At 32.1% G+C, this 21,186-nt stretch carries 22 protein-coding genes; 5 read left to right on the top strand and 17 right to left on the bottom strand.

Annotated elements, in window-relative coordinates:
- The first annotated feature begins 205 nt into the window (after positions 1-205).
- Both ACRBBL_RS24565 and ACRBBL_RS24570 read left to right on the top strand, forming a co-directional pair.
- Positions 206-625: a CBS domain-containing protein gene (locus ACRBBL_RS24565; protein WP_431371747.1), complete on the top strand. Its 420-nt coding sequence runs from the start codon at positions 206-208 to the stop codon at positions 623-625.
- A gap of 200 nt (positions 626-825) precedes the next feature.
- On the top strand, positions 826-1,650 hold the full coding sequence (locus ACRBBL_RS24570) for a universal stress protein (protein WP_431371748.1): 825 nt from the start codon (positions 826-828) through the stop codon (positions 1,648-1,650).
- Between the two features lie 42 nt (positions 1,651-1,692).
- On the opposite strand, the gene ACRBBL_RS24575 is transcribed toward ACRBBL_RS24570, so the two are convergent.
- The 3 genes from ACRBBL_RS24575 to hemN form a co-directional block, all read right to left on the bottom strand.
- The gene (locus tag ACRBBL_RS24575) at positions 1,693-2,772 is read right to left on the bottom strand and encodes a hypothetical protein (RefSeq protein ID WP_431371749.1); all 1,080 of its coding nucleotides are present in this window, start codon (positions 2,770-2,772) and stop codon (positions 1,693-1,695) included.
- A gap of 277 nt (positions 2,773-3,049) precedes the next feature.
- Positions 3,050-3,883, bottom strand: a complete 834-nt coding sequence (locus tag ACRBBL_RS24580; protein WP_431371767.1) for a universal stress protein — start codon at positions 3,881-3,883, stop codon at positions 3,050-3,052.
- A gap of 22 nt (positions 3,884-3,905) precedes the next feature.
- Positions 3,906-5,267, bottom strand: coding sequence for an oxygen-independent coproporphyrinogen III oxidase (gene hemN, locus ACRBBL_RS24585; protein WP_431371768.1), 1,362 nt, complete (start codon positions 5,265-5,267; stop codon positions 3,906-3,908).
- Between the two features lie 201 nt (positions 5,268-5,468).
- Here hemN and ACRBBL_RS24590 point away from each other — a divergent pair, with 201 nt between their 5' ends.
- Both ACRBBL_RS24590 and ppk1 read left to right on the top strand, forming a co-directional pair.
- Positions 5,469-6,146 (top strand): YiiX family permuted papain-like enzyme, encoded by a 678-nt coding sequence (locus ACRBBL_RS24590; RefSeq protein WP_431371750.1) that lies wholly within the window; start codon positions 5,469-5,471, stop codon positions 6,144-6,146.
- Between the two features lie 146 nt (positions 6,147-6,292).
- Positions 6,293-8,311, top strand: a complete 2,019-nt coding sequence (gene ppk1 / locus ACRBBL_RS24595) for a polyphosphate kinase 1 (protein ID WP_431371751.1) — start codon at positions 6,293-6,295, stop codon at positions 8,309-8,311.
- 147 nt (positions 8,312-8,458) lie between these two features.
- Here ppk1 and ACRBBL_RS24600 read toward each other — a convergent pair whose 3' ends face one another.
- Positions 8,459-8,824, bottom strand: a complete 366-nt coding sequence (locus tag ACRBBL_RS24600) for a hypothetical protein (RefSeq protein ID WP_431371752.1) — start codon at positions 8,822-8,824, stop codon at positions 8,459-8,461.
- A 122-nt stretch (positions 8,825-8,946) separates the two neighbouring features.
- Between ACRBBL_RS24600 and ACRBBL_RS24605 the strand changes: the two genes are divergently transcribed.
- On the top strand, positions 8,947-9,960 hold the full coding sequence (locus ACRBBL_RS24605) for an AraC family transcriptional regulator ligand-binding domain-containing protein (RefSeq protein WP_431371753.1): 1,014 nt from the start codon (positions 8,947-8,949) through the stop codon (positions 9,958-9,960).
- 206 nt (positions 9,961-10,166) lie between these two features.
- On the opposite strand, the gene ACRBBL_RS24610 is transcribed toward ACRBBL_RS24605, so the two are convergent.
- From ACRBBL_RS24610 to ACRBBL_RS24670, 13 genes are all read right to left on the bottom strand, one after another.
- Positions 10,167-11,330 carry an alpha/beta hydrolase-fold protein gene (locus tag ACRBBL_RS24610; RefSeq protein ID WP_431371754.1) on the bottom strand — a complete coding sequence of 388 codons (1,164 nt, stop codon included), beginning with the start codon at positions 11,328-11,330 and terminating at the stop codon, positions 10,167-10,169.
- A gap of 459 nt (positions 11,331-11,789) precedes the next feature.
- The gene (locus tag ACRBBL_RS24615; protein WP_431371755.1) at positions 11,790-12,236 is read right to left on the bottom strand and encodes an SRPBCC family protein; all 447 of its coding nucleotides are present in this window, start codon (positions 12,234-12,236) and stop codon (positions 11,790-11,792) included.
- Between the two features lie 42 nt (positions 12,237-12,278).
- Positions 12,279-12,923: a hypothetical protein gene (locus ACRBBL_RS24620; protein WP_431371756.1), complete on the bottom strand. Its 645-nt coding sequence runs from the start codon at positions 12,921-12,923 to the stop codon at positions 12,279-12,281.
- 18 nt (positions 12,924-12,941) lie between these two features.
- Positions 12,942-13,364 (bottom strand): VOC family protein, encoded by a 423-nt coding sequence (locus ACRBBL_RS24625; RefSeq protein ID WP_431371757.1) that lies wholly within the window; start codon positions 13,362-13,364, stop codon positions 12,942-12,944.
- Between the two features lie 39 nt (positions 13,365-13,403).
- Positions 13,404-14,150 (bottom strand): subclass B1 metallo-beta-lactamase, encoded by a 747-nt coding sequence (gene bla, locus ACRBBL_RS24630; protein WP_431371758.1) that lies wholly within the window; start codon positions 14,148-14,150, stop codon positions 13,404-13,406.
- Between the two features lie 9 nt (positions 14,151-14,159).
- The gene (locus ACRBBL_RS24635) at positions 14,160-14,750 is read right to left on the bottom strand and encodes a hypothetical protein (protein ID WP_431371759.1); all 591 of its coding nucleotides are present in this window, start codon (positions 14,748-14,750) and stop codon (positions 14,160-14,162) included.
- Between the two features lie 37 nt (positions 14,751-14,787).
- Positions 14,788-16,200 carry a hypothetical protein gene (locus ACRBBL_RS24640; RefSeq protein ID WP_431371760.1) on the bottom strand — a complete coding sequence of 471 codons (1,413 nt, stop codon included), beginning with the start codon at positions 16,198-16,200 and terminating at the stop codon, positions 14,788-14,790.
- Between the two features lie 288 nt (positions 16,201-16,488).
- Positions 16,489-16,911, bottom strand: a complete 423-nt coding sequence (locus tag ACRBBL_RS24645; protein ID WP_431371761.1) for a hypothetical protein — start codon at positions 16,909-16,911, stop codon at positions 16,489-16,491.
- A gap of 60 nt (positions 16,912-16,971) precedes the next feature.
- Positions 16,972-17,670 carry a tetratricopeptide repeat protein gene (locus ACRBBL_RS24650; protein ID WP_431371762.1) on the bottom strand — a complete coding sequence of 233 codons (699 nt, stop codon included), beginning with the start codon at positions 17,668-17,670 and terminating at the stop codon, positions 16,972-16,974.
- Positions 17,671-17,686: 16 nt separating this feature from the next.
- Positions 17,687-18,343 carry a PAQR family membrane homeostasis protein TrhA gene (gene trhA / locus ACRBBL_RS24655; protein WP_431371763.1) on the bottom strand — a complete coding sequence of 219 codons (657 nt, stop codon included), beginning with the start codon at positions 18,341-18,343 and terminating at the stop codon, positions 17,687-17,689.
- A gap of 206 nt (positions 18,344-18,549) precedes the next feature.
- Complete coding sequence (gene serA, locus ACRBBL_RS24660) at positions 18,550-20,442, bottom strand: phosphoglycerate dehydrogenase (RefSeq protein WP_431371764.1); 1,893 nt, start codon at positions 20,440-20,442, stop codon at positions 18,550-18,552.
- Positions 20,443-20,583: 141 nt separating this feature from the next.
- Positions 20,584-20,880 (bottom strand): type II toxin-antitoxin system RelE/ParE family toxin, encoded by a 297-nt coding sequence (locus tag ACRBBL_RS24665; RefSeq protein ID WP_431371765.1) that lies wholly within the window; start codon positions 20,878-20,880, stop codon positions 20,584-20,586.
- Entirely contained in the window at positions 20,881-21,102 is a 222-nt protein-coding gene (locus tag ACRBBL_RS24670) for a hypothetical protein (RefSeq protein WP_431371766.1), read from the bottom strand.
- Positions 21,103-21,186 lie beyond the last annotated feature (84 nt).

Consider the following 21,186-nt stretch of genomic DNA (forward strand, 5'->3'; position numbering starts at 1 on the left):
TTTTTCGTTATTCAAAATTTTCCTGAATTTGCTCAGGATACTTCTTCTGTATGATATATATCATAGTTTTTTACTCAATTCTTGGGTACTTTTAGTATAGAATTTAAAACCTAAAAAAGATGAAATCCACATATGTAAATTGTGTGTAACCTACCATCATAATTTGCATCGGATTTCATCGAATCAAACTAAAAATATAAACAAGATGAAAAAAAGAACTCCAGTTTCGACGATTATGACAGCAAATGTTATTACCTTAAATCATACAGACAACTTAGATGTTGCCGAACGTTTATTTAAGGCAAACAATATTCGTCATATTCCTGTGGTAAGTGGCGATGCTATTATTGGAATGTTAAGCTATACCGATTTACTCCGTATTAGTTTTGCCGATGCAACTTTTGAAGAAGAAGAAAACGTAGAAACTATTGTGTACAATATGTTTACGATTGAGCAAGTAATGGCAAAAAACTTAGTAAGCGTGCGTTCGCAAACGACTATTAAAGAAGCGGCAGAAATATTGGCTCAAAAAGAATTTCATGCCTTACCAGTGGTAGATGATGGAAAACTCGTTGGAATTTTAACCACAACAGATTTAATAAATTACCTATTAGACCAATTTTAATATCCTAATCTAAAAAACTGACACTAACAACTTAGTTTTAATAGATAAGATTTGTCACTTCGAGCGCAGTCGAGAAGTCATAGAATTATATAGTTCTTCATTGAATCTCGACTGCGCTCGATTTGACATTTTTTGTTAAAAATTGAAGATCAGAATTATAAAAATCAAAGTTATATTGAACTCCGTTAAAATATACTGACATGAAAAACATATTAATACTCACCGATTTCTCAACATGTTCGCGAAACGCGATACACTATGCAATTCAATTTCTAAAGGACAAAACCTGTCATTTTTATGTGATGCATGTACACAAATCAGGAAGTTTCACACTAGATGATTTAATGACTTCTGCTACTGCTAATGTGTATGACAGCATTTTAAAAGCTGAAAAAGAACGTTTGGAAAAACTTAAAATTGAATTGGAGCAAACAGCTTTTGAACAACATACATTTGAAACCATTTTAGATTACAATAGCTTTATTGATGCAACACACAAAGTCATAGAAGAAAAAAATATTGATCTCTTAGTGGCTGGTTTTAATGGTGTATCTAATGCTGCAGAAATTCTCTTTGGAAGTCATACGCTAAGTATTATTAGAAGAATCAATTGCAATACGTTGGTCGTGCCTGAAGACGTTGTTTTTGAGCAACCTAAAACCATGTTAGTACCTTTAGATGCGAAAGATGATATTCAGAGTGATGCTTTTTCGAAAATCTTAAGTGTAGTCAAAGATCAAAACATGCATGTACATGTATTGCGAGTGTATGAAAAAGGTTTTACAGGAAATCGATATGACGAATCGTTCTTAATGAAAGCATGCAAGGACATGAACTACACCTATCATGTTATTGAAAACGTACCCTTAGACTATGCTAAATCTTGTTATGTGCAAATGCATGAAATAGATACTATTGGTTTAATTGTTCAGAAAGAATCGGTCTTTGAGCGATTGTTTAAGCATTCTTCAACAACTGCGATTAGTAAGACTTTAAAAAGACCTTTGTTGGTAGTGCATCCTTGAAATATCTGAAACTCCAAGAATATATATTTTACTTAAAGTATTTCATATATCACTACCTACTTCTTTTACCTCAAACTTAGCATTTTGTATATCATTTAGAAAATTATTCATTTTCATTTTTCGTTTCTTACTTAACTTAGGATACATATTTAATACGGAACAGAGCATTACATTCTTGTCTTGTATGTAAACTATTCGTCCATTAATATTATCAATGGAAATACTAGAGTTTTTAGATCTATCAAACAATTCATATAGGTTTTTCTTTTTTTCTGAAGAATTCTCAGGATTCAAAAATGCAAACTTATCCTCACTCACAATTACAAGCAAATGATCAAATAGAAAAGAGGTTGTCTTATAGTTGCTTAAAATATTACTATGCTCATAGAGCTTGAACTCCCCTTTTGGCTTGTTTTGTTTATAGACTGAATAATAACACAAAAGCGGAATTTTTCCATTATCATTTTCAGAAATAAAAACATACTCATCACCAATACTATTAATCGAAATCGCGTAAGCTTCAATTTCACTTCTACTACAACGTAAGCCTTTTTCATATAGATAAGAAAGCTTCTCTTTTTCAAAATTTAATACATGCAAATGAATACCAGACCAATATGCATTTGCTGTTCCATACAAAATAGTATTAGAAGCATCTATTTTGAAGTTTCTATTGTAATGGTAGTAAGATTCTAGTTCGTATTCTTTCAATTTATTTGTAGTGAGCTCCCAAATCCCAAGTAATCTGTTTCCTGAAAACTCATATAATTCTAAAAAAATTTCTGTTGAACTGAAATATTTTGAACTTAAAACGCCGTCTTCAATTTTAAGCTTTTTTATCAATTTTCCTTTTTCATCAAAGAGTGCGACTACATATTCGAAACAAATACAATATTGATTAGTTTTAGGGAAATATTGAAAATCATATACTTTTTTGTACTTCTTACCTTTAACTTTTAGGAGTATAGTATTGTGAAGACTAAAGTCTGATAGATTATAGATTTCTAAGGAAAGTATCTTTTTGTTGCTACTTAGTACGTAAATAAAATCATTTTCTGTTTTTAAATGTATGATTTTATTTGTTTTAGCAATTGTATTTATTGCTTTAATTGTGTATTCCATGCGAGTTTTAATTCTTAAATATTAAAACTAATCTTTTTAACCAAAAAAAGCAGGAAATCCCCAAAATTTCCTGCTTTTCACTATGAACTCGTCTTGACTTTTTGTTTTTAACCGAAAATGAATTAAAATTTGTTCAGATGAAGCTATTTTTAAAAGACATAGCATCGCTACGTCTAAGAAAACAGCTAAAATATGGGCGAATTTTCATCATTTTTTAGGAAATAGAAAAAGTAAAGATGAGTTCAATACAACAATAGTTAACTAACAACTAATAATATTAAATTTTAAATGTCATCACGGGCAATGCGGAATGATTGGCAATGTCTTCCGAAATACTTCCTTCAAAGAAATGTGCCAAACCTTTACGACCGTGTGTTGCCACCGCAATTAAATCGGCTCCTTTAGTACTTGCAAAATTTAAAATACCTTGCTCAATAGAATAATCGTTTACATAATGTACGTTTTGTAAATTATCTAAGTTTCCATCGGCAGTTTTTAAAAAGTCAATTACTTTCAATTCAATCTCGGTAGAACTCTTAAAACCTGTACCTGGTAAGTTTACATATACCAAGTGTAATTTTGCGCCAAACGTTTTAAACAAATGCGAAGCGTTGATGTATGGTTTAATGGATTCTTTAGAAAAATCGCACGCAAGCACCACTTTATCAAAGTCCATTAAAATAGGATTGTGTTTTACAACCAACACAGGAGTATCTGCATGACGCACTACTTTTTCTGTGTTAGATCCTACAAACAATTCTTTTAATCCGCTTGTACCGTGTGAACCCATCACAATCAAATCGGCATTGTGCTCTTGTGCCACATCATTTACTTCTTTAAACACCTTAAAATGCTTTACAATGGGCGTTACTTTTACATGTTGTAAATAAGGTTTATCTAAAAACTCGGTAAACTTTTGTTCAGCCAATTTCAAAAAGAACACAGCTTCTGCCTGTTTTGTGTTGTCATTTTCTGAAATAATAGCATTCGACAATTCTAACATATGCAAAGCTAAAATTTCAGCATTGTGTTTTTGAGCCAAAGCAGCTGCAGCTTCTAAAGCGTATTCAGAATGCTTTGAAAAATCTATAGGGACAATAATTTTATGTATCATAATAAATGGAAGTTTAATGTTAAACAGTCATAGAAAACAATTGTGTATCTGGCTTTTTGCGTTGCAATAACACATCGAATGCCATGCAAATATTGCGCACATACGGTTTTCCTTTTTTAGTAATACTAATCGTATTATTTTCTGTCTGAATAAGCGCATCACGTTCAAACTCTGCTAGCTTTTCAGTAATATTTGCCAATTCAGGAATCTGTGTCGTTTCTGGTGTCCAAGACGTTTTAAAGTGACACATTAAGTTTAAAATATGCTTGCGAATCAGTAAATCTTCCGCACTTAAAATATGTCCTTTACTTAGCGGAATCATACCTTCATTTATCAAATGATAATAAGTTTCAATATTCTTCACATTTTGTGCAAATCCGTACCAACTATCTCCAATAGAAGAAACTCCTAAGCCAATCATCAATTGCGTTTTTTGAGCTGTATAGCCCATAAAGTTTCTGTGCAAACGCTTTTCAATCATGGATGTATATAAAGAATCGGTTGACAAGGCAAAATGATCCATTCCTATATCGGTATAATCAGCTTCGTGTAATAACTTTTTGCCTAAATTATACTGTGCTGTTTTTTCGGTTGCGGTTGGCAAATCTTCATCGCGAAAACCACGTTGTCCGTTTCCTTTCATCCATGGAACGTGCGCATAACTATAAAATGCAATACGATCGGGCGACAACAATTTTGTCTTTTCAATGGTTTTTTGCACATGTTCTGTGGTTTGAAATGGCAATCCGAAAATAATATCATGTCCAACAGATGTATAGCCAATTTTTCGTGCGAGTTCTGTTACACGTTTTACATTTTCAAAAGGTTGTACTCTGTGAATGGCTTTTTGAACCGTTTCGTTGTAATCTTGTACACCAAAGCATACACGTCTAAATCCGAGATCGTATAAAGTTTGTAAATGTGTTTCAGTCGTATTATTTGGATGCCCTTCAAAGCTAAACTCATGTGTATCTGCTGCACGTGAATGACGTAGCAATCCTTGAATTAATTCTTGTAAATTTTCAGGTGAAAAAAATGTAGGTGTTCCGCCGCCTAAGTGAATTTCTTTAATTGTTGGTTTCGATTCAAATAGTTCGCAATACAACGCCCATTCTTTCAATAACGCCTTTATATATGGCCTTTCAACTTCATGGCGTTTGGTAATTCGTTTATTACAACCGCAAAATGTGCACAAACTTTCGCAAAACGGTAAATGGATATACAGACTGATACCTTCTGTAGTATTGCTTTCTTTGAATGATTTTTGAACAGTTGCTTTCCATGCATTAACGGAAAACGTTTCCATATTCCAATACGGAACTGTCGGATAACTTGTGTAGCGCGGACCAGCTACATTGTACTTGTTTACTAAATTGCACATACCTAATTTCTTATAGGTCAAAATTAGGAATCGTGTTGCAGGCAATATATGATTTATATCATGTTTGAATATTATTTCTTCGTAATATTCAAAAGAGCAGAAGCGAACGCAATTGTTAAAAGGATGATAAACTCTTTGAATGGTTTTGACTCAGCATAAGATTATTGTAGCTTTAACTACATCTTAGGTTTATAAAAACGAATGAAAAAAACACTTCTTACACTCATCATTGTTGGAATTTTAGGTTTCCTAGTGTATTGGGGAACTGAGATGTATCAATTTGCAAATGGAGTACAAAAAGATGCGCAGCAAATAGAACAATTTACACGCAATCGTACAATTCAAAACGGTGATATTATCTTTCAAACTTCAACCTCAAATCAGAGTAAAGCCATTCAGTTAGCAACAAATTCAAAATATAGTCATATGGGAATTATTTATGAAAATAATGGACAGTATTTTGTATATGAAGCAATTCAACCTGTAACATTGACGCCTTTGCAAAAATGGATTCAGCGTGGCGAAAACGGGCATTATGTAATTAAAAGATTGGCAAACGCAGACCAAATTCTAACAAGTTCCGTGCTTTCTAAAATGAAACAGGCTGGCGAAAAATTTAAAGGAAAATCGTATGATATTTACTTTGAATGGTCCGATGATAAAATTTACTGTTCCGAATTGGTATGGAAAATATATAAAGAGGCAGCAAACATAGAAATTGGACAATTGGAACAGCTTTCAGACTTTGATTTAAGCCATACAATTGTACAATCTAAAATGAAAGAACGTTATGGAAACAATATTCCAATGAATGAAAAAGTAATTTCTCCTGCCGCAATGTTTGCCTCAGATAAATTGATATTGGTAACGGAAAAGTAAATAAATCATCAGCTCAATGACTTGTGAGTTGAATTAAACTCTTTATCATCATATTGTTAAGCTCATTAAAAAAATACGTCTAATGACCAAAGAATACCTACTTTCGTCAGGGCAAATTATTTTTTTGATTTAAAACAAACTCACAAATGTCATTAACTTCTACAGAATATTACAACAGAGATGTATCATGGTTGCGCTTTAATCACCGAGTGTTGCAAGAAGCTGCCGATATGCGAAATCCGTTGTACGAACGCATTAAGTTTTTGGCAATATTTTCTTCTAATTTGGATGAATTTTTTAAAGTGCGCGTTTCTGCCATTCGTCAAATTAAAACCTTAGACAAAGGCTTGCGAAAAAAGCTGATTACAAAGCCGAATAAGTTGTTGAAAAAGATCAAAAAAGAAGTCAATCTGCAACAAGAAGAATTCGGAAACATCTTTAGAGAACAGATTATTCCTGAATTGAAAAAAGAAGGAATCGAGTTGATTAATTATACACAGTTTTCTAAAACACAGCAACAATTCGCGAAAGCATATTACAAAGAAAATATAGCTGGAGAATTGACGTTGAATACGAATGATTCAGCCGAAACAGAATTTTTTATTGAGAATGAAAAATTGTATTTGGCTTCTGTTCATAATGAGCAATTGGTTGTTTTTAAAGTTCCCACGATTTCAGGACGATTTGTAGTATTTCCAGCGGAAAATAACACACATTATATCACTTTTGTGGATGATATCTTAAAGTACCATCTCACAGAAGTGTACCCAAAAAATACATTCCATTCCGTGAAAGTTTCTCGTGATGCCGAATTGTATATCGATAATGAATATTCTGGCAATTTATTAGAAAAAATAAAAAATTCTTTAGGGAATAGAAACACAGGACAAGTGACGCGTATGTTGGTAGATCGACATGCTTCCGAAGATTTGCTAGATGAGTTAAAAGATGAACTGAATGTAAATGATACAGATGTCGTTTTGGGTGGAACGTATCATAATTTTAAAGACTTTTTCGGTTTCCCGAATCCTACAGAAACAAAACTTTCATTGCCTAGTGTGTCGCCAATTCGAAATAAGGAGTTAAGTGCATATAAGAGTATGTTTTCTGCAATTTCAGACAAAGACAGATTGTTATATTTCCCGTATGAATCTTTTGATCATGTGTCTGAATTGTTGGAAGAAGCTGCCGCAGATGAAAACGTTACCAAAATCAAAATTACTTTGTACCGAGTTGCCAAAGAATCGCGCGTAACAAATGCATTGATTGAAGCAAGTAAAAATGGCAAAGAAGTGACTGTTTTTATGGAAGCTAAAGCACGATTTGATGAGCAAAACAACATCAAATGGGGAAAGATTCTGGAAGAAAAAGGAGCAAAGGTAATTTATAGTTATCCAGGGATCAAAGTACATTCAAAAGTGCTATATATTGAACGTGTTGAAAACGAAATTCCAGTGCAATATGGATATATCGGAACAGGAAATTTCAATGAAAAAACGGCCACACTATACACAGATTTCTGCTTGATGACCAAGCGTGAAAAGATAACTTCAGAATTGGCGCAAGTTTTTCAAGTATTGGAACGAAAAATCATCATTCCGAAAAGTAAAAAACTATTGATTTCTCCGTTTACCTCGCGAAGTACTTTTTTAGAATTGATCGATCAAGAAATTAAAAATATAAAAGACGGAAAAGAGGCATATATTATATTAAAACTCAACAGTCTTCAAGATCCTAAAATGATAGATGCTTTGTATGAAGCAAGCAATGCAGGCGTACAAATAGAATTGCTAGTTAGAGGAATTTGTTGTTTGGTGCCAGGAATTGAAGGGCAAAGTGAAAACATTAGCATTAAAAGTGTGTTGGGACAGTTTTTAGAACACGCTCGTGTGTATATTTTTGCCAATGGTGGCAACGAAAAAATGTACATCGGTTCTGCTGATTGGATGACGCGAAATTTAGACCATCGTATTGAAGTCATCACACCAATTTTAGACGCAGATATGCACCAACAATTGCGAACGTATGTACAATGGCAATTGGATGATACTGTAAAAGGCAGAATTATTGATGCAAAACAGAAAAACGCGTATGTTCCACAAGATGAACACGCCATTCATTCGCAAGAGAAAGCCTATGCTGAGGTTTTGAAGATGAATGCATAAATAATTAAAGAATACTATAAATGGCTATAACTCATTGTTGTTTTTTAGTATACCATTACCACTTTATAAACTCATTAATGTTTTCTCACTATTAATGAAGTCGTTTAAACAAAACGTACAATGAAAATTATAGCCAATACTTTATAGTTACAATCTGTATTTATATTGCTGCTTTGCAAACCAACCAACAATTAAACTAATTACTCCAATCAGCCAATATCCTTTTGTAGTTAGCGCAAACAGTTGAAAAATAATTAAGATACAACTACCAATAACCCACATAACATCTAGAAATATAATTAGGGAGATGAGGTTCTTCTGTTTTAGATAATATTGAATAATGAATAGAATACAACTAGCAAATATGATTAAGTTGATTCCGATACTTGGTAGAATTTCTGCATTCTGAAACCCTAAAAATGTTTGTAAAAATTGATTTGCAAATAGCAAGCACAATCCGCTTGTCATAGAAAAGGCAGCGTTACAGTATAACCAAAACTTTAAGTTGTCCATTTACTTTATCTTTTGTACAAAGAAACAATTGGAATTGATGAATTTTATGATGTTTCACGACAATCAATTGCGATAGTGCGACAACTGTTTTATTCCTAAAACATTTTGTATACTTTTAGAGTATGAATGAAAAATTAATAGCAAAAACAATATTTATTAGCTATCTAAGTTATGCAACACAATTAAAAATAGACACCGCAAGGTTTGTTGAAAATGAAGTCAATACGAATGACAAGGATTATGTATCGTTTGAGCAGTTTGCTTTTTTAATGCGGTTGCTAGTTCAAAAAACGGAGAATCAAAATTTAGGACTTTACTTTGGAGAACAATCTAATATTGCGGCACTTGGTATTGTTGGTCAACTGATACAAACGAGTAAGACTATTGGAGATGGTATTGAGCAGGCATTGTTTGGATTTAATTTGATTAGTAATGTGATTGCATTACGATTAGAAAAAACGAATACAAGCTTCAAATTATACTTTGATATTGAAACTGATGTTAAAGAAGAATATCCAATTGCGTGTAAACAATTAATCATAAGTTCGATGACTTTTGTATACAAAGAAATTTACTTTTTGACCTTAAAAAAATATCATCCTACAGATGTGTCATTCGAATTTGAAATTGATAATGTTTCATTATATGAACGGATTTTTCATTGCGAAATAGTTTCAAAAAAGGAACAAACTTTTATAGAGTTTGCTCCTGAAATTTTAAATGAAAAGATTGTGTATGCTGATTATGAATTGTTTGTGCATTTAGAGAAATTAGTTTGTAAACGTTTATCATCGCAAACAAAAAAACCAGAAAAAATAGCTGATGTTGTGAGAGAGATTATATACAAATTATTAGATCCTGATTTTCCGAAATTAAATACTGTAGCAAATCATTTACACATATCAGAACGCGCATTGCAGCGCAAACTCAAAAATGAAAAGACAACGTATAGTCAATTGTTAAATGAACTCAAGCAAAGCATGGCGTTAGAATATTTAGCATCAACAAATAGTATTAAAGAAATTAGTTATATGCTTGGTTATTCCAATCCAAGTGCTTTTGTAAATGCCTTTAAAAGTTGGTATAAAGTCTCTCCTTCTATTTACAGACAAGAGCTTGTGAGGGCGAATTTGTAGTCAAGGGTATTCAAAGTACTTTTCGATATTTATACTGAGTTTGTCGAAGTACAATTTTTCTTCATGTTATTCCGAAAAATCACTCAAAGTGACGAGTGATGGTTTGAAGTAAGGAAGTTTCTAACAGCGAAGCAATTTAAAATTTCACATATAGCGTTTTCAAAATGTCAATTCGAACGCAGTCAAGAATACTTTGAAACAACACATTACTTATAACTCGCTAGCATCTCATCGATCCATTCGGAAGTATTTTTATAATAATTTTCACTAAAATCAGATTTTTGCGCCTCTAAGAGTTTTTTGGACTTTAGAAAAGATTCTTTTGCTAAATCTTTTTTATCCATTTTATCATATAAATCGGAGACACTCAAGTTTAGTCTTACATCATTTGGTTTTTTAACCAATGCCATCTGGTATATTTGAATGGCAATATCATATTTATCTTGGCTCTTAAAATCGTTTCCAACAAAATTTAAATAGCCAACACTTGCTTCATGAATATAGCCAAATACTTCTTTTTGATTTTTATTAAATTGATCTAGTTGTGTTTTTAAATCGCCATTACTGGCAAAATCTTCAAATACCTTTTGATCAGCAAAATAGTTTCTGCTCATACTGATTAAGCCATCACAAATAGAAGGCCCAACAATTTGCCAATGTCCAACACGTTCAATTGGTCTTGGTTGCCAAGCAATAGTTTTGTTTGGGTATTTCTTTAGCAGCGAATCAATACTATTTACGTAACTCGCAAATTCAATTTCTCTTCTTCCCACATCACCATGACTGAAATATAGGTATTTTCCAAATTTGGTATTATTTTTTAATAGCGAATCGGCATGCTTTACAATGACATTATCTTTATTGCCAAACGAAGGACTAATTCCAATATACGCATCAAACATATCACGCTTATCACTAAAAATTGTATTTCCTACAAATGCGCCGCCCCACGAATGTCCAAGAATGGTTTTAAAACCATCTGTTCTGTAGTTTTTTTCTATGAGCGGAAATATTTCGTTCTTTAGATGTTCTTGCAGTTTGGTAGCACTTGGATCAAACTCTGAACCACGATTATCGGAAACAACTCCCACAACAATCATAGGTATTACCGAATAATTGTCTACCATATAGCCAATATTGCCTTTGGCGGCATCCCAAAATATTTGATGTTGCGCGTCTAAAACATAAGTTACAGCATAATTGGAAATAGAATCTCTGTTATATCTGTTTGGTAAAAAGACTTTAACGCTGCGTTTTTTGCCAAAAACTTTGGAATCGATTGTATGTTCAATTTCAGATTTGTCTTGTGCAACCGTAGCAGATATGCACAGTAAAATAGTAAGGATAGTGATGGCTTTGAAAAATCTCATGATGGTCAATTTTTTTAATGTAACGTTGGAAATTGGTTTTTAATTGTCTTACTGTTAAAGTTTTACGCTTTAACAGTAAAGAGTCTTTTATTTTGCAATTGTTACAGTTTTGAGAAGTTTTTCCAGATAAGTATGTCGCACCCTATTTTAAACAATATGGGTTGGTTAGTCTATGAAACCAGTATTTTAAAGCTATATCTTTATACGTATTAATATTAAAACAAAGATTATGTTAGACAAAATGCAACAGTACCAAATTGAAAATGAATTATCTATTTATGGAGGAACAGAAATTATTCATAGTCCTGAATGCTATGGAGAACAACCAGATTAAGCAAACCAGTATAGTTTTAGATTATTTCAAGCGAACTTCGGTTCAGTCATGGTCGGAAGAAATTCCGACCTGATTTTCATATAAACCTTCTTTTAGTTGTTTTGTATCCGAGTTTGTTGTAGCAATTAGCTTGAAGTATTAGTTTCGGCAAATTTTTTAAATTGATTCATCCACTTTTGACTTTGCTGTTTGAATTTCCCTGGAAATAATTTAGCCATTAATTTAATCATAAAACCATTGAACTTTGTGTACTCAACTTCAGAGATGTACTGCGTTGTATATTCGTTAATTACGATAAAGCGTGAAATTTGGGTATTTGTCATGTGAATGTGTTCATAGAGCCCTATTTTTTCATTCGGTAAATCATTGGAAATAATCGTTTCTAATAATTCCATTTTATGTTTCCCATTGAAAATAATTTTTGATTTGGCACCTTTTGTATCTGGAGTTCCGCTTATAAGTTCAATACTTTCAAATCCATCTTGCCATTCTTTGAAATAGGTTTCATTACTCCAAAGTGCTACCACTTTATCGATTGGTAAATTTATATCAATTGTACATGTATATTTCATGATATTGTTTTTTTAATTAGTTGATCGTATACTGGTTTAGTATTAATAAGAAACTACCATAAAACTGGCGCCTAACTCAAAATTATCAATAAAGTTTTGTTTAAAATTAGCAATGACCTCTTGAGAATCCTCTAAGGTTTCATCATCTCGTTTTTCTATACATGAAAAAGCAAAATTAAAATCTTCTTCAAGTGCAAAACAATACGTATCACTACGACAAAATCGTTCCCAAAATGCAACATTCATGCGTTTTCGTTGGTAGCCTACATCTTTAAAAAAAATACCTTCTTTTTGAATGTTTTTGTAGTATGAAACTATTTTCCAATCCGACAATTCTCCTGAACTAATATGTCGATTTAGGACATCTAGGTTTTTTTCAGCTTCATAGATTGCTAATTCTTTTTCTAGCTGTTTTGAATCTGTGAAAATCTTATAATCACTATTTCGAAAATGATTTTCTACCCTTGCCAGATTCTTTGCATCTTTTACAATAATTGCAGTTTGTAAAATTTCAGGACAATTTACGATTTGAATATAGTTTTCAAAATGATCAAATGGCACATTGTAATTGGCAAACGTTTCACGAGTTTCAATAAGGCTTTCTCCCACAGTTTCACCTACATAGGGTAAATATTCGGGAAATTCCTTTTGAAAAGTAGCTTTATAGTGTGAAATATCTAATCCCATATTAAGATATAATTTTAATTATTCAATAGCGTTTCCATCTGCATCTAACTCCAAAAAAGGATTATGAGCAATTTCCCATAAGTTATCATCCAAATCGGCAACATAACCGCTGTAACCGCCCCAAAAAACATGTTCGGGTTGTTTGACAATTTTGACACCTTTATTACCTAAATCGGCAAAAATTTCATCAACTTCTTCTTTTGTTCGTGTGTTATATGCTAAAGTAAATCCTTTAAACCCTGAACCTGCTGGATTAACGGTAGCATCTTCAGCTAGCTTTTCTCTTGGATAGAGTGAAAGAAGCACGCCATTTAATTGAAAAAATGAAATATTTTCATTGCTAGCATTGGTTAATTTCCAGCCAAACTTTTCTTTATAAAAAGCAGTAGCTGCTTTTAAATCTTCAACGCCTAATCCTATGATGGTAACTCTTGGTTGCATGGTTTTTTGATCGAATTAATTTTATGAAAAGATACTTATTTATTTAAATAGTTGAATAGTATAATCTAATAGTTCAGTATTTCCATATTTTCCATGACCAGGAATTACAATTTTCAGTTCAGGAATTTCTTTTTTGATACTTTCTACAGTTTTAGACCATTGGCTGATATTAGCATCTTCAAGATTCCCTTTACCAGCTTTTAAAGATTTGATCAAGCAGCCTCCAAAAAGTGCTTTTTCATTTGGAATATACCCTATGATATTATCGCTCGTATGTCCTTCGCCAAAGAATTTTAATATGACGGTTTCTTCTCCAATTGTGAGTTCCTTGACAGTTTTAAAACTATGCGTTGGCACTTCTTTTTCTACGTCTTGCTTTATTAAATGTAAAGTTGCATTACTAGCATACGATGGTGTGTCGTTGTTGTGAAACTCTTGTAATCCGCCTAAGCAATCCACATGAAAATGTGTAACGACAACTGCTTTTATGGTCTTTTTTTGTTCGTTTTCAATCCAATTGATCAATTCTTTGGAAACTGCATTGTTGGTTGGTGTGTCAAATACAATGGCTTCGTCTTTATTAAAATAAATCATTCCGTTGCATGGCACATTTCCAAAATCATTGGTTTGTAAATAGGAAACATGCATAAATACATTTGGATTTATTTGTTCAATTTTTAAAGTTTCAGAAGCATACTGTGCACTTTTTTTTGATGTTGATGTGCAGCTGAAGAAAAGAAAAAACAAAACGAGTAAAGTAAAAGAGTGTGTTGTATTACTGTTCATGAATTTATTTTATTTAAAAAGAGTCGTTATATATACAATTCCAAACATCCATCCGACATAAATTATTGTATAACTAAATGCATAACTTATAGATTCTGTTAGATTATTTTCAGTTTCTGCAGCTTTTGAAAATACCAATCGCATGGCTCTAAAAAACACCCAATACAGCATGGCTACGATAAGCGCTAGTGAAAACCAAACAACGGTTTCTAATACGATGAGTAGAAAAATCAACACGATTGAAAATACAATCCATAAAATGATAGATGCTATAACGCCGCCAATTCCTTCTCCAATTCCGTCGCCAATGTCAAACCCAGATGTATCTCCTTGAAAGATGTTTTCGCTCAGTTTTTTCTTTAATTCAAAGCCTTTTAGTTTTGGAAAGTTATCTTCAATGGCAATGCCTTTGTATAAACCATAGCTTAAGAATAGAAATAATACTGCGGCAATAACTCCTAGTGACATGTAAAAGTTAGTTGTAATGCTTCTGTGGTAATTGATTCCTGTAAAGTACACTGTCAGTGCTGTCACTACAATCACGATCAGTGAAACGATAAAAACCGATTTTCCTTTGAGGTATGTTTTGTTGGGTTTCATGGAGTTGAAATTATATGCTCTGCATAAGTATTATAATTTATGCATGTAGTATTACATTACAAGTAATAGGAAGCCCGCCAGTACTAGTACAAAGCATTGGACGCCTCCATATTCTAGGGCGCCACCATTTTTTATCATAATATTTCCATTTATCAGATGTTCCATAAAATCCACGTGTTCGTTCCTTGCATTGACTATCTAATAACCAAAGCATTCTATGTTTTTTAATACCTATTTTGTCAGATTTTTGATTAAACTCTTTAATATGATCTTTTATATAAAAATCAGTAACACCTTGCCTGGTTTCTTTGTATCGAGCATGATTTGCAAAATCTTCAAGAGCTTTTTTATTATTATTTAAATCTATTTTAATCTTACTGAGAACAATGTTTAATTTTCCATCTTTTACTTTTTGATCGTAGAAACAAAAAGAAGCTCCTGTTTCGCCATGATATTTACTAGAAGTTGGGTCATAGGTGATAACTGCCCAATCTAACCAAGGCCATTGCTTTTTTAAAATTTCTCCAATATGCTTAGCTGTGATGTCTAAATCGCTTTTTGATACACTGGGAAAGACTTCGTTTTCTAGATGGTTTTTAATGTAGTAATTACTATTTTTTTCATCAATTACATACTCCATTGCTTGCTTTAAATGATTTTTGATATTTGTAATTAAAGGAGTATATAACTCTTTAGTATTTTGGAGTGATGCTTTTACAATTTGGTCATTATCCATACCTTCCTCTTTATATTTTAAACCAGAAAGTAATCCATCCAAGTTCATAGCAGAAAATGTATATGTCAACATAGAATTACCAATAACCATAATTGCTACAAGGTCTCCATTTGTATAATCTTTAGATACATCAAATATTTTATCTAGCCCAGAGTTGCCAGTTACCAAATCAGAAAACACCTGAATTTGATTGAAAATATCGTTGCGATCAAGTGCTTTGAGTCTTTTCTCGCAATCTTTTAACCTTTGTTTATAATCTGGTGCTTTTGGATCTTTTTTAATTTTGCGATACAAATCCATTAGTGCAATTGCGGAGTTTAATTTGGTGGCAGCGTTGGCTTGTTTACTTTTTAAATCTCTATAATTTATATATTTTTTTAAACGCTCAAATTGGTATTCAATTCTTTCACCTAATTCTTTTATCTGCTCTGATATTTCAGTTAGCATATTCATAATTTTTTCCTGTGGACTAGGTTCTCCAGATAACATTATTGCAAGTTCTAGACCACCACTAATAATTCCAAAAACTATCGATGCTTTGCCAATACCGTCTAATTTAAGAGCGAGCGCTTGAATCTTAGAAATATTACCGCCTTTTTTTATAATTTCCTTTACTTTGTTAATATATGCTTGAGTTTCTTTAGCTGCCTGTTTCGCTTTTTCAACAGCTTTTTTAGCAGTGTCAGTATCTCCATTATAGTTAGTTATTTCCATTTATTTCTTAGTTAGGTTAGTTGAAAAATTATTGAAAATATACCAATAAAATAGTTTTTGTATTTTTTTTCGTTCTTATAAATGTAATTTATATATTACCTAGATTTAATATAAGCCTACTAAAATGTTAAATATAAATACTACGATTATACATTGGTTTTTAAATAACTTTATGACCTGAAAAACTATTATTCCAATAATGTCCTATTAAATAATTCGTAAAAATATTACTGAAAAGTTTCTTGGAGATATACAACTAGGCTTCCTTTTAGCGCAATTTTTATATGTTTATACAGTTTCTCTCGAACAATACAACAAATAAACCATCCATACAAAGTATAATGCAAATGGAATTCCTGACAGCAGTGATATTATGAAAAATGACCCTTCATTTGATAAGAGAATACAACCAAAAGAGAGTGGGAGTAAGATCAATCCAAAAATAGTTAACCAATATTTCCATGATTTTTGCGAAACAAATAGACTTGCAATAATGATTGCTTTTCCAACAAACGAACAAAGCATTGCCCAAGGAATTAATTTTATGGAATGATGCTGTAACGAAAAGTTGAACTGCAATTCTCCTGTTGTCAGTAGGTAAGGGAAAATCACATCTGAGATACACATCACTATCATTCCATGTCCTGCTATAATTGTTATAAAACCATGAAAAATGATTGTAATGATTTTGGCATTTCGTAGTTGTTTCATCTTTTATATATACGATTAGGTATCAAAATCAGCATCTTGAATTAATTGAGTATATTTTGCTTATTCTTTATTTTGGCAAAGTTCTTTCATTTTTTTTACTGCTTCTGCATTTCCTATATCAGCAGCTAATGAAAAGTTTTTACAAGCATTTTGAAAGTCTTCTTTTTTCAGATAGATTTCTCCCAAATAGTAATAAGCTTCATATTTGTTAAAATTTACTTTAATAGCTTCTTTTAAATCTCTGATTGCAGCATCGTATTCTTTATTTTTATAATAACTAATACCTCGCCAATAGTAGAGTTCGCATACTTTAATCTCATAGCCAGTTTCATTAGAATTATCAAAAGGAGAAACAATTTCTAATAGTGTTTCTTCCGTAGTAGCATCACAAGTTTTTAGATATTTTGATTCCAGTGCTTTGGTGTAATATTTTATTCCTTCTTCGAAGTTGCTAATGTCATTGTAGTTTATAGCAAGATTAAACAGTATCATTGTATTGTTGGGTTCCAGTTTGAGCGCTTTTAGGTAATCAACTGTACTTTCTTTAATGTTTCCCATCTGAGCTTTACAGTAACCTCTAAATATAAATGCGTCTTTATAATCAGGCTTTCTCGCAATAGCTTTGTCAAGCAAGACAATTGCGCCTTGGTAATCTCTTTTATCTTCATGGTTCAAGGCACGACTGTAATATTCTTCTTCCGTAATAAAATCACAAGAATAGAAAATCAAAAAGAAGAATATTAAATAATAGTGTTTCATAAGTATTTAAATAGCTTTAAAATTTTGGCAACACATAAAAATACACCGAAATAAAATGGCAAATACTTCCTGCTAATACAAATACATGGAAAATGGCATGATTCAGCGGAAGCTTTTGAATGCTATATAAAACGGCACCAATGGTATAGAAAACGCCGCCACCTAGTAACCAAAATAAACCTTCGCTCGAAAAGTTCTCGATTAATGGTTTAATGGCAAAAATGATAATCCAACCCATAAAGACATACATCAAGGTAGAAAGCTTGTCAAACTTTCCTGTAAAGAATAGTTTTAAGGTAATTCCGATAATGGCAAATCCCCAAACGAGTCCAAAGATTGTCCAGCCAATAACTCCTTCTAAAGTAACTAAAGCAAAAGGCGTATATGTTCCTGCAATGAGCACATAAATAGCAGCATGATCAAAAATTCGAAGCTTGTTCCGAATTAAAGGTTTGGTTGCTTTGTGATAGAGTGTAGAAGCCAGATACAATAAAATAATACTGAAACCATAAATGCTAAAACTTACTACGTGCACTGCAGTACCATTTTGCGCGGCATGCAACACTAAAAAAATCAAGGCAACAACTCCTAAAATAATACCAATACCATGCGAAATGATATTTAGTTTTTCCTCGAATGGTGAATAATAAGCGGTTTCTTTATCGGAACTCATGATTTTCTGAATTATAATGCAAAGAACTGTAAAAAAGTTAGAACATAGAGACCTACATAGGATTTACTTATAAAACGGAATCGTATTGAGTTTCTAAAGGATTTGAAGAAAGTCATCATTAGTCCAGATGAAAAATAAAAAAGCTACTTCCTAAATAGTATATTTTACTTTTAAGAAGTAGCTTTTATAAAAAGTATAGTGCTCTATTAATATAGAATTCTAAATTTAATTGTATCCTCAATCTTTTTTAAGGCTGAAGTAACTTTTTTGTTGTATTCCTTATCTACATCCACAATTACATAACCTACTTTGCTATCGGTAGATAAGTATTGTCCTGTAATATTCAATTCGTATTTAGCTAGAACCTTGTTGACTTTTGCCATGACTCCAGGCACGTTTTTGTGAATGTGCAAGAAACGATGCGCATTGGTTTGTCGCGGCAAACGAATATTTGGGAAGTTGACTGCATCTACTGTATTTCCAGAATTTACATATGCCATAATTTTATTTGGAACAAAATCAGCAATATCGCGTTGAGCTTCTTCCGTACTTCCACCAACATGTGGTGTTAAAATTACGTTGTTTAAACCTTTTAGCGGCGTTTCAAATGCTCCATTAGCTCTAGGTTCTGAAGGATATACATCTATGGCAGCTCCTGCAATTTTCCCGCTTTCTAAAGCTGCTTTTAAATCATCGATATCTACGACAAAACCTCTTGCTAAGTTAACTAGTAAAGCGCCATCTTTCATTTGATCGAATTGTGCTTTGCCAAAGAAATTTCTATTCGCAGGATTGTCATCAACATGTAAAGAAACCACATCCGAAATGGCTAATAATTCTTTTAAAGAATTGCATTTTTGGGCGTTTCCAAGTGCCAAACGATCTTCAATATCGTGATAATATACTTTCATTCCCATGGCTTCTGCTAGGATAGAAAGTTGTTTTCCAATGTTTCCATAACCAACAATTCCAAGGTTTTTTCCACGAACTTCGCGTGAACCTTTTGCGGTTTTATTCCATTGTCCGTTATGCAATTCGGTACTTCTTGGAAATACACTTCGCATCAACATGATAATTTCTCCAATTGCCAACTCAACAACCGAACGCGTATTGCTATACGGAGCATTAAATACTACAATTCCGTTTTCTTTGCAGGCTTCTAAGTCCATTTGCTTTGTTCCAATACAAAACGCACCAATTGCTAATAGTTTTTTAGCTGCTTTAATGACTTTTGGAGTGACTTGTGTTTTGGAACGAATTCCCAAGACGTGTATGTCTTTTATTTTTTCGATTAAATCGTCTTCCGAAAGACTATGTGATAATATTTCTACACTAAAACCATCATCCGCCAAACGATCAAAAGCGTCTGAGTGAATGTTTTCTAGCAATAATATTTTGATTCTGTTTTTTGGATACGAAATGTTTCTAGGTAATTTATTTACGAATAAAAACTCGTCTAAATTTGGCGTTACATGATCGGCTTTGTTAACCGCTTTTTCACGTGCTACATTTTCTGTAAAGGCAAAAAACTTATCGGCAATTCCAGCTTCACGCATTACGTAATCACTATAACCATCGCCAATTACCTGAATTTCTCCTTCTAAATCCATGTCTTTTAAACACTGAATTTTTCCGTTGTGTTGCGACAGTACATTTGCAGCATCAAATCCTACAATATAGCCTTCTGCATCAAAAGCAAATGTATTTGCATACACACGATCGGCAGGAATATTATAATCTTTTACAATAGGATCTATAAATTCTTTAAATCCGCAAGAAATCACATAAATATCATCTGAAAAATTCTCAAAAAACTCTTTATTACTTTCAATAGAAGCAGATAATTGTAGTCGCAATCTTGAAATTAATTCCTCTAAGTTAGATTGATGCGCGTTCAATAATTTGATACGTCTTTCCAACGATTCAGTAAATGAAATTTCTCCATCAATTCCCAAATTGGTAATCTCTTGAATTTCGTCAATAATTGCTTCTTTTTTAGGATTGTTTGCCAGCGTAATTTCAGCCAAAACATCCAACGCTTCTACACTAGTGAGCGTGCTATCAAAATCAAAAATATAGTTTTTTTGAACCGTTTCCATGTCATCATTATATAAGGAGTAAAAATATTAAAATCATTCCATTGAAACTATGTCTAAGGCAACATTCCATTAACAATTCTAATACTTTTGTTGATAAGTGTATATCTTACTTTCAGATTGAAAGTTTTGTGGGTGATTTTATTAAATCTTTAACTTTGAAGGATCTTGTCTTGTATCAAAAATTGTGACTATGAATATTGTTTTAGTATTAAATTTATAATATAAGCTAGTCTGTTTAGTAATTACACATTTATAGATTCCAGCATTTTTATAAATCTCGGGAAACATCGTAGGATTTGATTTTATTGAATCAATAGATGAATCCAGTTTTTTTATAAAATCGGTTTTTACTTTTTTAGACCAATTTTCTATTAGATAATTAAAGAGTTTTTCAAGCTTTCTTTCTGCAGTTTTTGAAATTTTCACTTTCCTACTCATCTATCTATGTTTTACCATAAATGAATTGTAGTCAGTAACATTTCCATTTTCAATTTCAGCAGCAGCCTCTTTTATTTCAGTCTTTTGTTCAGCAGATAATTCATCCCACAAATCAGTAGATTTTTGTTTTTCAAATATTTCCTTAATTGATTGAATAATTGTAGGATTATTAGTGTCTAATAATAATTTTAATAGCTCTATTTTTTCTGCTTGAATATTCATTTTCAATCTTATATATATTACAAAAGTAAAGAATCTTTTTTTATACACTTAAATAAGCAAACAAAAAACATTCCCTTTCTAAAA

The organism is Kordia sp. (genome assembly GCF_050633145.1).
Lineage (GTDB): Bacteria > Bacteroidota > Bacteroidia > Flavobacteriales > Flavobacteriaceae > Kordia.

Excerpts from the sequence above, each read along its gene's own strand:
- ACRBBL_RS24635 (WP_431371759.1), bottom strand. The coding sequence starts at position 14,750 with ATGAAACCCAACAAAACATACCTCAAAGGAAAATCGGTTTTTATCGTT.
- ACRBBL_RS24575 (WP_431371749.1), bottom strand. The coding sequence starts at position 2,772 with ATGGAATACACAATTAAAGCAATAAATACAATTGCTAAAACAAATAAA.
- serA (WP_431371764.1), bottom strand. The coding sequence starts at position 20,442 with ATGGAAACGGTTCAAAAAAACTATATTTTTGATTTTGATAGCACGCTC.
- bla (WP_431371758.1), bottom strand. The coding sequence starts at position 14,150 with ATGAACAGTAATACAACACACTCTTTTACTTTACTCGTTTTGTTTTTT.
- ACRBBL_RS24620 (WP_431371756.1), bottom strand. The coding sequence starts at position 12,923 with ATGGGATTAGATATTTCACACTATAAAGCTACTTTTCAAAAGGAATTT.
- ppk1 (WP_431371751.1), top strand. The coding sequence starts at position 6,293 with ATGTCATTAACTTCTACAGAATATTACAACAGAGATGTATCATGGTTG.
- ACRBBL_RS24565 (WP_431371747.1), top strand. The coding sequence starts at position 206 with ATGAAAAAAAGAACTCCAGTTTCGACGATTATGACAGCAAATGTTATT.
- ACRBBL_RS24625 (WP_431371757.1), bottom strand. The coding sequence starts at position 13,364 with ATGCAACCAAGAGTTACCATCATAGGATTAGGCGTTGAAGATTTAAAA.
- ACRBBL_RS24600 (WP_431371752.1), bottom strand. The coding sequence starts at position 8,824 with ATGGACAACTTAAAGTTTTGGTTATACTGTAACGCTGCCTTTTCTATG.
- ACRBBL_RS24605 (WP_431371753.1), top strand. The coding sequence starts at position 8,947 with ATGAATGAAAAATTAATAGCAAAAACAATATTTATTAGCTATCTAAGT.
- ACRBBL_RS24590 (WP_431371750.1), top strand. The coding sequence starts at position 5,469 with ATGAAAAAAACACTTCTTACACTCATCATTGTTGGAATTTTAGGTTTC.
- ACRBBL_RS24670 (WP_431371766.1), bottom strand. The coding sequence starts at position 21,102 with ATGAATATTCAAGCAGAAAAAATAGAGCTATTAAAATTATTATTAGAC.
- ACRBBL_RS24645 (WP_431371761.1), bottom strand. The coding sequence starts at position 16,911 with ATGAAACAACTACGAAATGCCAAAATCATTACAATCATTTTTCATGGT.
- ACRBBL_RS24570 (WP_431371748.1), top strand. The coding sequence starts at position 826 with ATGAAAAACATATTAATACTCACCGATTTCTCAACATGTTCGCGAAAC.
- trhA (WP_431371763.1), bottom strand. The coding sequence starts at position 18,343 with ATGAGTTCCGATAAAGAAACCGCTTATTATTCACCATTCGAGGAAAAA.
- ACRBBL_RS24665 (WP_431371765.1), bottom strand. The coding sequence starts at position 20,880 with ATGAGTAGGAAAGTGAAAATTTCAAAAACTGCAGAAAGAAAGCTTGAA.
- ACRBBL_RS24610 (WP_431371754.1), bottom strand. The coding sequence starts at position 11,330 with ATGAGATTTTTCAAAGCCATCACTATCCTTACTATTTTACTGTGCATA.
- ACRBBL_RS24640 (WP_431371760.1), bottom strand. The coding sequence starts at position 16,200 with ATGGAAATAACTAACTATAATGGAGATACTGACACTGCTAAAAAAGCT.
- ACRBBL_RS24615 (WP_431371755.1), bottom strand. The coding sequence starts at position 12,236 with ATGAAATATACATGTACAATTGATATAAATTTACCAATCGATAAAGTG.
- ACRBBL_RS24650 (WP_431371762.1), bottom strand. The coding sequence starts at position 17,670 with ATGAAACACTATTATTTAATATTCTTCTTTTTGATTTTCTATTCTTGT.
- hemN (WP_431371768.1), bottom strand. The coding sequence starts at position 5,267 with ATGTGCAATTTAGTAAACAAGTACAATGTAGCTGGTCCGCGCTACACA.